12 protein-coding genes and 1 pseudogene are annotated in these 12,229 nt (G+C 65.2%); 8 read left to right on the plus strand and 5 right to left on the minus strand.

The features are described 5' to 3' along the window. Window positions 1-709, minus strand: a pseudogene (locus Y706_RS30075) (glycosyltransferase family 9 protein); the annotation flags it as partial. 301 nt (window positions 710-1,010) lie between these two features. Here Y706_RS30075 and rfaE2 point away from each other — a divergent pair. The 3 genes from rfaE2 to Y706_RS24315 all read left to right on the plus strand — a co-directional run bounded on the left by rfaE2 (window position 1,011) and on the right by Y706_RS24315 (window position 3,471). Next, on the plus strand, window positions 1,011-2,621 hold the full coding sequence (rfaE2, locus tag Y706_RS24310; protein ID WP_043435454.1) for a D-glycero-beta-D-manno-heptose 1-phosphate adenylyltransferase: 1,611 nt from the start codon (window positions 1,011-1,013) through the stop codon (window positions 2,619-2,621). Then, a complete protein-coding gene (locus tag Y706_RS0108115) occupies window positions 2,618-3,142 on the plus strand; it encodes a hypothetical protein (RefSeq protein WP_028276205.1) in 525 nt (174 codons plus the stop codon). The genes rfaE2 and Y706_RS0108115 overlap by 4 nt, the downstream gene beginning before the upstream one ends. Before the next feature lie 155 nt (window positions 3,143-3,297). Further along, window positions 3,298-3,471, plus strand: coding sequence for a CsbD family protein (locus Y706_RS24315; protein WP_043435456.1), 174 nt, complete (start codon window positions 3,298-3,300; stop codon window positions 3,469-3,471). A 102-nt stretch (window positions 3,472-3,573) separates the two neighbouring features. Here Y706_RS24315 and Y706_RS0108125 read toward each other — a convergent pair whose 3' ends face one another. Together Y706_RS0108125 and Y706_RS0108130 are read right to left on the minus strand one after the other, a co-directional pair. Next, the gene (locus tag Y706_RS0108125) at window positions 3,574-3,831 is read right to left on the minus strand and encodes a hypothetical protein (RefSeq protein WP_028276206.1); all 258 of its coding nucleotides are present in this window, start codon (window positions 3,829-3,831) and stop codon (window positions 3,574-3,576) included. A gap of 191 nt (window positions 3,832-4,022) precedes the next feature. Further along, window positions 4,023-4,448 (minus strand): Hsp20/alpha crystallin family protein, encoded by a 426-nt coding sequence (locus Y706_RS0108130; protein WP_028276207.1) that lies wholly within the window; start codon window positions 4,446-4,448, stop codon window positions 4,023-4,025. A 132-nt stretch (window positions 4,449-4,580) separates the two neighbouring features. Between Y706_RS0108130 and Y706_RS24320 the strand changes: the two genes are divergently transcribed. Continuing rightward, on the plus strand, window positions 4,581-4,880 hold the full coding sequence (locus Y706_RS24320; RefSeq protein ID WP_043435458.1) for a MerR family transcriptional regulator: 300 nt from the start codon (window positions 4,581-4,583) through the stop codon (window positions 4,878-4,880). A gap of 125 nt (window positions 4,881-5,005) precedes the next feature. On the opposite strand, the gene Y706_RS0108140 is transcribed toward Y706_RS24320, so the two are convergent. Beyond that, window positions 5,006-5,695, minus strand: coding sequence for an HAD family hydrolase (locus tag Y706_RS0108140; RefSeq protein WP_028276208.1), 690 nt, complete (start codon window positions 5,693-5,695; stop codon window positions 5,006-5,008). Window positions 5,696-5,885: 190 nt separating this feature from the next. Between Y706_RS0108140 and Y706_RS0108145 the strand changes: the two genes are divergently transcribed. Continuing rightward, window positions 5,886-6,710 carry a VOC family protein gene (locus Y706_RS0108145; protein ID WP_028276209.1) on the plus strand — a complete coding sequence of 275 codons (825 nt, stop codon included), beginning with the start codon at window positions 5,886-5,888 and terminating at the stop codon, window positions 6,708-6,710. A gap of 84 nt (window positions 6,711-6,794) precedes the next feature. On the opposite strand, the gene Y706_RS0108150 is transcribed toward Y706_RS0108145, so the two are convergent. After that, a complete protein-coding gene (locus Y706_RS0108150; protein ID WP_028276210.1) occupies window positions 6,795-7,571 on the minus strand; it encodes an ion transporter in 777 nt (258 codons plus the stop codon). Window positions 7,572-7,957: 386 nt separating this feature from the next. On the opposite strand from Y706_RS0108150, the gene Y706_RS24325 reads away from it, so the two are divergent. Genes Y706_RS24325 through Y706_RS0108165 form a run of 3 tightly spaced genes read left to right on the plus strand, consistent with a single transcriptional unit; the run spans window position 7,958 to window position 12,044 of the window. Next, window positions 7,958-9,082 (plus strand): S-(hydroxymethyl)mycothiol dehydrogenase, encoded by a 1,125-nt coding sequence (locus Y706_RS24325; protein WP_043435460.1) that lies wholly within the window; start codon window positions 7,958-7,960, stop codon window positions 9,080-9,082. Then, entirely contained in the window at window positions 9,079-9,699 is a 621-nt protein-coding gene (locus Y706_RS0108160) for an MBL fold metallo-hydrolase (RefSeq protein ID WP_028276211.1), read from the plus strand. The genes Y706_RS24325 and Y706_RS0108160 overlap by 4 nt, the downstream gene beginning before the upstream one ends. Then, a complete protein-coding gene (locus Y706_RS0108165; RefSeq protein WP_028276212.1) occupies window positions 9,696-12,044 on the plus strand; it encodes an FdhF/YdeP family oxidoreductase in 2,349 nt (782 codons plus the stop codon). Before Y706_RS0108160 ends, Y706_RS0108165 begins: the two co-directional genes overlap by 4 nt. Window positions 12,045-12,229: the final 185 nt, after the last annotated feature.

Here is a 12,229-nt window from a genome sequence, read left to right on the forward strand (position 1 = left end):
CGGCGCAGGCCGCCGCCACCTCGCCGAACCTCTCCACTGGCCAGCGACGGCGGGGATCCATAGCGCCGGGATGGACAGCCACAACAGGGGTTGCCGGGCTGTCGCGGAGGCGATCAAGGAATTCCTTGACCTTGGACAGGTGCCGGTCCTGTGGCCGCAGCCTGGCTTCCAGGTCAACCGGGGGAGCGCCGGCCAGTCCCGCCACCTCCAGCCCCCGAAGCGGCTCGTGCTGGTAATAGGCGTAGGGGACGCTACGCTCCAATGGCGCAGCGTCGGCCGTCCGCGTTCCCACGGTGTGGCGGGCCCCCAAGCGCAGGAGGAACGGATTGGAGTAGCGGCCGCCGCCATGAAGCTGAACCGCGAGATCGAACTCCTCGTCCCGCATGGAGGCCAGGAAGGCGTCGATCGCTGCGGGGTCTTCCCTGCCGGGCCTCAAGCCTTCCACTATGGGCAGCACCCGGACGTCACTGACCGGCCCCAGGGTGCCCCCCAGCAGTTCAGTGTGGACGGGGGTCCCCAGCATCGTGACACTTGCCCCGGGGTACGCCGCGACGAGCGCCGACACTGCCGGCAGGGCAAACAGCAGATCACCCAGCCCGCCGCCCCGCAGGACCGCGATCCGCGAGACCTTCGGAAATTTTTCCAGCACCGGCCCGACGCCCCAGCCTGCTATGTCAGCTCCGCCGAATTCCGCCCTGAGGTCCGCCACCCGTCGTGTCCTGTCCGTCCGGTGCACATGTGTGGGGCCACCATAAATCCCGGACGCAACCTTTGGCTACATTTCGCCCCGCAAGCAATGGTCCGGTTTCCGCGGACCGGCACTGGATGTTCGGGAACGTGAAACTGTCCGTGGCTGCAGGGTGTAGATGCCCCGGCACGAGGGTATGGGTCTACGTAGGAGTGATCTCCCGCCCGGACCGTGACGGGGCAGTTTGCATTCGAACCACAGGGCCGCCGGAAAGGAACAACATGCCAGCGATCGTGCAGATCAGACTCTGCGGGGTGAAGCCGTGACCCGCCCGCGCCCGCAGGATGGCGACGAGCGCCGGGGCGGCCTCTCGGACCAGCGCGGCCTGACCGGCTGGCTGCCCCGACGGCTGGCGGCGGCTGAGCCTTCCATCACCGTCATCGGCGATGTGATGCTCGACGGCTGGTGGTCGGGATCCATTGACCGGCTCTGTCGTGAGGCGCCGGCCCCGGTCGTGGAAGTCGGCCAGCGGAAATTCTCTCCGGGCGGCGCCGCCAACACCGCCATGAACCTGACCGCCCTCGGGGCCAAGGTACGACTGGCAGGGCTAACGGGGCGCGATGATGCCTCGGCCGAGCTGCTCCGCCAATTAGGGGACAGTGGCGTGGACGCCACCTACGTGGACCAGGTGGCCGGTCTGACCACAACCACCAAAATCCGGATCAGCAGCGGCGGCCAAATTCTGCTCCGGCTCGACGAAGTCGCAGGTGAGACCCCGGCGGAGGCCTTGAGCCGACTGGCACAATGTATCCCTCAATTGCTGCAAGACCAGGACGCAGTGGTCCTGTGTGACTACGGAGCCGGGGCGCTTAGCGGAGCGGTACGGAGCGCCCTGTTTGACGTGCTGCCGGGACGCTCGAATCTTCTGCTGGTCGTGGACGCACATCAGCCACGCGCCTGGGCCGGACTGAAACCGGACCTGGCCACCCCGAACGCCCTGGAAGCTGCCGCCATGCTCGGCGTTAAGCTCACCGCCGGACCCGAGCGGGCGGCCGCCGTCGTCGATCACCGCAACGAGCTGCTGGAAGCGGCCGGCGCGCAGGCGGTGGTTGTGACGCTGGACCGCGAAGGGACGGTTCTGTTGCCCAAATCCGGGGAAGTCCACCGGACCTGGGCACGTCCCGTCCAAGAGGCGCAAGCATCCGGCGCAGGCGACACTTTCGTTGCCGCGCTAACGGTTGCCCGGGCGGCGTCACTGCCGCTGACCACCAGCGTTGATCTTGCCCAGGCCGCCGCCGACGTTGCGGTGCACCGTCCGGGAACTTCGGTGTGCAGTACTGAGGATCTCAGCCGTCACCTTGAGGGGTTCACCGGCGCCGCCCTCGACGCCGACGAGCTCGCCCGGCAAGTGCGCCGGCACCGTGAGGAGGGACGCCGCGTGGTTCTCACCAACGGGTGCTTCGACGTCCTGCACCGCGGCCACACCCGTTACCTCAATCAAGCCAAACAGTTGGGCGATGTCCTGGTGGTGGCTCTGAACAGCGACGAATCCGTCAGCCGGTTGAAGGGGCCCGGACGGCCCATTAACACCATCACAGACCGTGCCGCTGTGATTGCCGCCCTTAGCTGCGTGGACTATGTCACAGTTTTCGACACTCCCACGCCCATTCCCCTGCTCAAGAGGATCCGTCCGGAGATCTACGCAAAGGGCGGCGACTACAGCCCCGAAATGCTGGCAGAAACCTCCGTCGTGGAGCGCTATGGCGGCCGGGTGGCGATCCTGGACTACGTTCCTGAACAGTCCACCACTGCGGTGGTGGACCGGATCCGCAGCTTCGATGCCACACCCCGCAGCACATCCCCCGACCATGCCGGGGACACAGCCGGTCCGCAGACGACCATCAGTCCGATCACAGAGGGGAAATCGCGATGAAGAAGAGCGCCGATTCCGAAGATACAGCTGCCAGCCATTCCCTGGCCGCATACTTGCACAGCCATCTGACCGCCGCCAGCGCGGGGGAGCGTCTCTTCGAGCAGGCCGCCAAGTCCTGGCGGGACACGTCCCGTGCCGGCGAAGTCGGCAGGCTGGCAGCCGAGGTGAGTGAAGACAAACGGGCGCTGGAGGAAATCTGCGAACAACTTCATTCGAGCATGCCTGCCTACAAGAAGCCCCTCGCCTGGGCCGGGGCGCAGGTTGCCGCCCTCGATCCGCTCAACCCGCTGCATTCCATCGAGGGAGCCAAAGGCCAACTTGAGCTTGAGTCGCTGATCTCAGCCGTGACCGGAAAACTGCTGCTCTGGAAGACACTCCGGGTGCTGTCACGTGAAGACAAGCGCATCGACCCGGAACGCATGGAACAGCTAGGTAACCGCGCGGCGGCCCAAATTCAGGCCCTGGAGACATTGCTGCTGGACACTTGCCGGACCAGACTCGCGCCTGCCGCGAAGCCGTGAGCATTCCGGAACCGTGAGCACCCAAAGAGCCGGCAGCACCTGGGCTGTGATCCGCCCACGCGATGCCCGGCATCTCGCGCTGCAAACCCTGGGTGCTTAAACTTTTAGTATCGCCGCTGGCGACCGGCCCGCGGCGCAACCATCGGAGGACCATCATGGGAGCGGGAGACAAGATCCAGAACGCCGCCGAGAATCTCGGTGGCAAGAGCAAAGAAGCGGCCGGCAAAGCTACCAACGACCCGGCGCTGGAAGCCGAAGGCAAAGGGGACCAAGTCAAAGCTGACCTGAAGCAGGCCGGCGAAAAGGTCAAGGACGCCTTCAAGAAGTAATGATTCCGGGGACGACGCGAACACACCGGCGGGCGCACTTGTGACCTGCTGCCGCAAGTTGGAGTGGGTGCGAGGCCTGCGCCCGCCGGGAGGTGTGCCGGATCAGGCCAGGTTGGGCGCGCTCGCCAGGATGTAATCCGTAGCGGCCGGTCCGGTCATAGTCAGGCGGTTGTCCGCAGGATTGATCCGGTGTTCCTTCAGTGCCGCCCAGAGGGACCGGGCGGGCTGTGGCCGGTCCTGGTTTATCAGGCACCAACTCGTGTAGAGGCCGTAGAGCTCGTCCTTCCCCAATCCGGTGTCGGACTCGCGGCCAGTGGCGAGAGCTTCGCTAAGGAACCTGTCAAAGTGGGTGGTGGTCATGTCAGTTCCTTTCCTGCAGTTGCTCGTGGCCGGCCCCTCGGCTTCAGCTTGGCTGACTTCGTTGTTCCGGATCCGGCCTGGGATGTGGTGAGAATTCTGCCCGGTGCGCGACGCCCCCGCCTGGGCTGGGCGCCGTCGCTCAATTCCCTGCATGGCTGACTGCTTTCCTGACGGCGTCAGTGTGGAGGCAGTCAGGCGCTGATCTCCTGGGCCTGGTCACTACTGGTCTCGATCTGGATCCGGCGGGGTTTTGCCTTTTCGGCGATGGGGATCCGTAGCAACAGCACGCCCGCGTCGTAGCTGGCCTTCACCGCCTCGGTGTCCAGGGCATCGCCGAGGATGATCTGGCGGCTGAAAACGCCGCGGGGACGCTCGGACGCAATCAGTTCCGTGGTGTCGTCTGTCAGATTCTTCCGTTCGGCGCGGACCGTCAGGACGTTGCGTTCGACGTCGATGTCCACCGAGTCGACGTCCACCCCGGGCAGATCGAAGGCGACGACAAAGTCCTCTCCGTCTTGCCAAGCGTCCATGAGCATCGCGGCGGGCCTGGCCGCCGTGCCGAGGACCTGCTGGGTGAGCCGGTCGAGCTCGCGAAACGGGTCGGTGCGCATCAGCATGGCTATCTCACTCCCTACAGATCGTGTATGACGTTGCCCAGCCAGATTATCTATTCTGGCTGCGATAGATTTTTTATAACACCGGTGCCACACTGGTGCAAGAGGTTAATTCACAGGTCTTAGGAGGATCCTATGGGGCCGGAAGCCGGCGGGGCCGCGGGCGTCTATGCCATCTCTGTGGCGGCCGAACTCGTGGGGATGGGACAGCAGAATTTGCGTCTCTACGAACGCAAGGGGCTGTTGCAGCCGGGCCGGACCGACGGCGGTACCCGCCTGTACAGCGAACAGGATTTGGTAGCGCTTCGCAGGATCAGCGCGCTCCTTCAGGACGGGCTCAACCTTGCCGGGATCCGGGTCGTCCTCGAGCTGGAGGCGGCCAACCGGCACTTGGAACGCGAACTCGCCGCAGCCAAACGACGAAGTAATCCCTGAGCCGGGCCGCCACGTCACAACTCAGCGGACCACGCTGTGTTCAATTCGCCGCTGGCTGACTTGGGCCCTGGGTGGGCAGTCCGCGCCGGGAGGCTCCGGGCGCCTTGAGGCCAGGCGTGCCGTAATCAGGCGCTCAGCTTTCCAATCGCGCTGCTTTCAAGGTTTTCCAACAGGTGCCGCGGATTGTCGTAGACCTCTGCGGCACCGGCCTCCCGCAGCTCGGCTTCGCTGATTCCGCCACAGGTCAGGGCAATGGCGGGAACTCCGATTGCCGCGGCGGCCAGCACGTCCCAGACGGCGTCGCCAACAAACACGACGTCCGCCGGGCTGAGTTCAAGCTTGTCCAGGCACGCCAGCAGAATGTCGGGAGCGGGCTTGCTCTCGGCGGCGTCGTTGGAACTGGTCCACGCATCGATAGACGTGCCGGCGTCGAGGAGGCGCCGGGCGACGTCCAGGTCGCGCTCCTGTGCCGATGATGCCAAGCCCACGGCCAGCCCTGCGCCGGAGCATGCGGCAAGGAGGTCCCGGGCAGAGTCGAAGGGCCGCAGGGAAGGCCAGTAGGTGGAGAACACGGCGCCGTGCGCTGATTTGAAGCCGTCCTGCATGTCCTTTGTGCACCCGGGAACCAGGTGTTCGATCAGCTTGTCGCCGCCCATGCCAACGCAGCGGTGGATGGCGGAGATCTGGATATCCAGCCCCTCCCGTCGGAATGCCTGCCACCAGGCAAGGGCGTGGAAATAGCTGGAGTCAATCAAGGTCCCGTCGACGTCGAAAAGGACGCCGCGTTTCTTTTCGGATTCTGAGCCTGGCACCATTGCTACCCCACCTTTGGTTGAGGGCGGCCGCATGTGCCTGACCAGGCAACGGCTCGGCCCATAACGGATCTTTCCAGACCGGGGTCCGAAAGACCCGTCAAAGAATCATAGTAAGACTACTTAATAGAGAAGTTGAGCGCCCGGACCGGGCCCCTGCTCGCTAGGCTATGTCCATGGACGGGAGCGAGACATGACCCAGCGAACCTACCCTCAGGGCGTCCCGTGTTGGATCGACACCGAGCAGCCCGACGTCGAGGCGGCCGCCGGGTTCTATACCGGCCTCTTTGGCTGGACGTTCGAGGACGCTGTGCCTGCGGGCGCGCCGGGCCGATACTTGATTGCCAAGCTCGATGGCCAGGACGTCGCCGGGATGGCGGACACCCGGGGTGCCGCGGCATGGAATACCTACATATCCGTCGAGGACGCGGATACCGCAGTGCAGCGTCTGGTCGCTGCCGGCGCTACGGTGCGGTCGGCAGCCGCAGACGCTGGAGAAGGCGGCCGCAGTGCGGCGTTGACCGATCCGGGGGGCGTCGGGATCCGCATCTGGCAAGCCAGGCGACGCTTGGGGGCACAGGTGGCCAATCAGCCGGGGTCCTGGAATTTCAGCGATCTCCACACGCCTAACCCCGGCGCGGCCATCAAGTTCTATGAGGACGTGTTTGGCTGGCAAGTCGACGACCTCGGCTTCGCGATGATGATCCGCAGGCCCGGTTACGGTGATCACCTTGAGGCGACAATCGATCCGGGCATCAGGGCGAGGCAGTCAGTGCTGGCCCCTCCACCTGGCTTCGAGGATGCGATCGCCTGGATCGCGCCAACGGGCCCCGACGAACGGCCGCACTGGCACGTCTCGTTCACCGTTGCCGACCGGGACCGGACGGTGGTTGATGCGAAGCGACTCGGCGCCCAAGTCCTTAGCCAAAGCGAGACAGAGTGGACGCGCACGGCACTGATCCGGGACCCCCAGGGAGCGGAGTTTACCGCCAGCCAGTTCACGCCCCCGTCGCCATGAGCGCCCCTTCAATGGAGGCGCCGGGTCAGAGAGCGCCGGGTCACGAGGCGCTGGCACACGTGGCGTCGGGTCTGGCGCGAACGTTCACCCGGTTGGCCCGGCAAGCAGCTTTCTGATCTCGGTCAGCTTGGCTTCGGACTCTTCGAGGCGCTGGCGGAGCCCCTCGACCGTTGCGGCACTCGTGTCAGCCGCATCGACGGGCGGTGCGGAAGCCTTCTTGGGAGCCAGGAAGAAGTTGGCCAGATAGCCGGTGAATGTGCCGAAGATGCCGACACCGACGACGATGATGCCTGTCCCGATCATGCGGCCCGCATCCGTGACCGGATATTGGTCACCGTATCCGACGGTCGAGATCGTGACGATCGTGTACCAGAGGGAGTCCGAGGCGGTTGTGATGTTGGCCCCTGGGGCGTACTGCTCGACGCCGAGCATCGTGAGGCTTCCGAATTCCAGCACGAAAATGCCCATGAGCAGCAGTATGTACAGGGAGCTGCCGGCCCGATCCTTGATCAGCGCGCGGCCGACCGTCTGGATGCCGACATCGCGAAGCAGGCGGTACACCCGGGCAAGCCGGAAGACGCGCAGGATCTTGAACTGCGCCAAAGGCACACTGGCCAACAGGTCGGCCCAGCCGAAGTGCTTGAAGAAATAGGCGCCCGCCGATGGTGCGGTGAAGATCCGGTAGAGGAAGTCGGCGACGAAGATAATGCTGAACAGGGCGTTCATCGCCTTCAGTACGGTGTCGAGCGACTCGTCCTGCGCGGCATACAAGAGTACGAGATTGACGATCGACAGGATCGAAAGGATACCGATGAAGATTTCGTATCCGATGCTCTTCAGTTCATTGCGTTCCTTGCTCATGTGAGGATTCTGGCACGCGGGCAGCGATGTAGCCGACACCTTTTGCCCAGGTTGCTGGCGCGTACAAAAGGGATCTGCGTGGAGTTCTGCGCGCCGCAGAGCTTTCACGGCAGGTACGCGAAGGTCGCACAGCGGGAATCTATTGACACCCCGGTGTGATGACTGCCATATTTTCAAAGTACGCGCTATGTGAATCGTGTTGTGTAATACGCAATTCGATGGCAGGTGGGGGACGTGCCCTCACCGTCCAAGCACAGGACAAGAGCTTGGGGGCACGGGCAGACGATTTCGGGCCGCAACGGCTGGGCCAGATTGGCATCGCGTGTCCGTCGCCAAGAGTCCCGCAAAAGAGTCCCTCGCGGACTCAGGAAAGGAACACAGGAACTATGGTTCACAAAGTAAAGGCGGTCATCGCCAAGGAAAAGAATGCCCCTGTTTCGGTCGAGAACATCCTCGTGCCGGATCCCGGACCCGGTGAGGCGCTTGTGGACATTCTGACCTGCGGCGTCTGCCACACGGACCTCCACTATAAGCAGGGCGGAATCACCGATGATTTCCCCATCCTGCTGGGCCATGAGGCCACCGGCGTGGTCAGCGCCGTCGGCCCGGATGTCACCGAGGTGGCTCCCGGGGACCGCGTGATCCTGAACTGGCGCGCGGTGTGTGGCGAGTGCCGTGCCTGTGCCAAGGGCCAGCCGCAGTACTGCTTCAACACCCACAATGCAACGCAGAAGATGACGCTTGAGGACGGCACGGAGCTCTCACCCGCGCTCGGCATCGGGGCCTTCGCCGAGAAGACGCTCGTCGCGGCCGGGCAGTGCACCAAGGTTGACGAGGACGCCGATCCCGCAGCTGTCGGGCTGCTCGGCTGCGGTGTGATGGCCGGCATCGGCGCCGCCATCAATACCGGTGAGGTCAAGCGCGGCGAATCCGTCGCCGTCATCGGCTGCGGCGGCGTGGGCATCGCCGCGATCGCCGGCGCGAAGCTGGCCGGCGCGACGACGATCATCGCGGTAGATATCGACGCCAACAAAGTGGAAATGGCCAAGTCCCTCGGCGCCACCCACGGCGTGGACTCCAGCAGGGAAGACCCGATAGAAGCCATCCGGGCGCTGACCGGCGGCAACGGTGCCGACGTCGTGATCGAGGCGGTGGGACGCCCCGAAACGTACAAGCAGGCGTTCTACGCCCGGGACCTCGCCGGCCGCGTGGTGCTGGTGGGTGTGCCGACGCCGGACATGTTGCTCGAGTTGCCGCTGCTGGATGTCTTTGGCCGCGGCGGGTCGCTGAAGTCCTCCTGGTACGGAGACTGCCTGCCGTCCCGCGACTTCCCGATGCTGGTCCAGCACTACAAGCTCGGCAATCTGGACCTGGACGCCTTCGTCACCGAACGCATCACCATCGACCAGGTGGAAGAGGCCTTCGGCAAGATGCACGAGGGCAAGGTCCTGCGCTCCGTGGTTGAAATCCGGCCGTCCGCCGATCTCGCGGCCGTGGCGGAGCCCGCATGAGCGTCACCATCGATAGCCTGGTGACGTCGGGGACGTTTTCGCTCGACGGCGGCACCTGGGACGTGGACAACAACGTCTGGATCGTCGGCGACCGCGAAGAATGCGTGATCATCGACTCCCCGCACGACGCAGCAGCAATCATCGACCAGGTCCGCGGCCGGAAGGTCCTTGCCATCCTGCTCACCCATGCGCACAACGACCACATCGGCGCGGCCCGCGAGGTCGCAGCGGCGGTGAATGCCCCCATCCACCTGCACCCCGATGACCTGATGCTCTGGGAAAGGGTTTATCCCGACGTCAAGCCGGACCGTGATCTTGCCGATGGCGAGGTCTTCCGCGTGGGAGGCGCGACACTGAGGGCCATCCACACCCCCGGCCACTCACCCGGATCCACCTGCTTCCTGCTGGCGGGGGAGGGAACGGTGTTCACCGGCGACACTCTGTTCAACGGGGGCCCAGGGGCGACCGGCAGGTCCTACAGCGACTACCCGACCATCCTCTCCTCGATCCGGGAACGGCTGCTGACGCTCCCTCCCGAAACCGTGGTCCGCACCGGGCATGGCGACAGCACCACAATCGGGGCGGAGCGGGAGACGCTGGCCAAGGTGAAGCTGTGAAATTAGGCAGGCAGCCGGCTCCCGTCGCGGACATCAACGAGGACGAGCTGGAAGTCCACACACCGAAGAAGCAAGCAGCCGGTGTCAAGGCAGTGATGGTGGCGCTGGAGCGCGCCGTGGCCCAGGCCGGAGTATCCCGGACGGCCCACTCGCTGCTGCGGCTGAACCAGCGCGGCGGGTTCGACTGCCCGGGCTGCGCGTGGCCGGAATCGGATAAGAAGCGCAAAACGGCCGAGTTCTGCGAGAACGGCGCCAAGGCGGTGGCGGAGGAGAACACCCTGCGCACGGTCGGGGCGGAGTTCTGGGCCCGGCATTCCATCGCCGAACTGGCTGGGAAGACGGAATACTGGCTGGGCAACCAGGGCCGGCTCAGTGAGCCCGTGGTCATCCGTGAAGAAGACACGCATTATTCGCCGATCTCCTGGGCCGAAGCGTTCGGTCTGATCGGGGAGCACATCCGCGCTTCAACCCCTGACCGCTGCGTCTTTTACACCTCCGGGCGCACGGCCAACGAGACCGCGTTCATGTACCAGCTGTTCGCCCGGGCCCTGGGCACCAACAACCTGCCGGACTGCTCAAACATGTGCCACGAGTCCTCGGGCTCGGCGCTGAATCCGACCATCGGGATCGGCAAGGGCACCGTGTCCCTGGACGATATCCACGACGCGGAACTCATCTTCGTCGTGGGGCAGAACCCCGGGACCAACCATCCCCGGATGCTCTCAGCGCTCAAGGAATGCAAGGACAACGGCGGCAAGGTGGTGGCGGTGAACCCGCTGCCCGAGGCCGGGCTGTTCAACTTCAAGGACCCGCAGACCCTCTCCGGCGTGCTCGGCAACGGCACACCTTTGGCCAACGAATACCTGCAGATCAAGGTGGGCGGGGACCTGGCTTTGTTCCAGGCCTTGGGCCACCTGCTCTTGGAGGAGGAAGATCGGGCACCCGGCACCGTCGTCGACCGGACTTTCGTCGAGGCGCAGACGGACGGCTTCGACGCCTACCGCGACGCCCGCCGGGAGCTGGACTGGGAAGAGACCGAGACAGCCACCGGCCTGGCCCGGGCCCAGATCGAGGACGTGGCCGGACTGCTCATCCGGTCCAAGGCCACCATCTTCTGCTGGGCCCTCGGCGTCACGCAGCAGCCGCACTCCGTGGACACCATCAAGGAAATGGTCAACGTCCTGCTCCTGCAGGGCAACTTCGGCAAGCCCGGCGCCGGCGCCTGCCCGGTCCGCGGGCACTCCAACGTCCAGGGTGACCGGACCATGGGCATCTGGGAGAAGCCCAAGGAATGGCTGCTCGAAGCCCTGGACAAGGAATTCGGGATCACGTCTCCGCGCGGCCACGGCTACGACGCCGTGGAGGCCATGGAGGCCTTTGAGCGGAACGAGGTGGATGTGTTTGTGTCCATGGGCGGCAACTTCTCCCTCGCCTGCTCCGACACCGAAACCCTCGAAGCCGGGATGCAGCGGATCGGACTGACCGTCCACATCTCCACCAAACCCAACCGCTCCCACATCGTGCACGGGCGCACCTCGCTCATCCTTCCCACCCTGGGCCGGACAGACAGGGACGACAAGCACCCGGGCGGCGCCCAGTTCCTCTCCGTGGAGGACTCCATGTCCGTGGTCCACTCCACGCAGGGCCGGCTGAAGCCGGTCTCCGGGCACCTGCTCGCGGAGCCGGTGATCATCGCCCGGATGGCTGACGCCACGTTCGGCGAGGACCATCCGGTCAACTGGAAGGCCATGGCCGGGGACTACGACGTGCTCCGGGACCACATCTCCCGCGTCATCCCGGGCTTCCAGGACTTCAACGCCCGGATCCGGACCAAGAACGGCTTCGTACTGCCCAACCCGCCGCGGGACACCCGGTCCTTCAAGACAGACATCGGCCGCGGACGGTTCACCGTCAGCCCGCTGGAGTACCTGACCCCGCCCCAGGGCCACCTGGTCCTCCAGACCATCCGCAGCCACGACCAGTACAACACCACGTTCTACGGCGTGGATGACAGGTACCGCGGGATCTCGGACGGACGCAGGGTAATCCTGGTGCATCCGGAGGACTTGGCAGAGCTTGGTTTCCGGGACCGGGACCTGGTGGACGTGGTGAGCACGTTCCGGGGTCACGACCGGCAGGCGGACAAGTTCCGCCTGGTGGCCTACCCGACGGCCAAGGGCTGCGCTGCGGCGTATTTCCCCGAGGCCAACGCCCTGGTCCACAAGGAGAACGTGGCACGGGAATCCAACACCCCGGGCTTCAAGGCGATGTTCGTCCGCTTCGTGCCGCACCCTGTGGAGCGCCTCGAGCCGGCTGCCGCGCTTGGGGCGGCCACGGCGAGCTAGCCACTACGACGGAGCGGCCCCGCCTCCTGGTTGGAATCCAGCCCGGGAGGCGGGGCCATTCTGTTGCGGGTCTTTGCTCCAGGTTGCAGGTGACGGCAGTGTCCGACGCCGGGACTGCCGTTAAATGCCAGCTGGCGGCAGGAGGGCGGACTCCATTGTCTGTTCGCGCGAACGGCCCGCCAGCC

Source organism: Arthrobacter sp. I3, from assembly GCF_000520575.1.
Lineage (GTDB): Bacteria > Actinomycetota > Actinomycetes > Actinomycetales > Micrococcaceae > Arthrobacter > Arthrobacter humicola_A.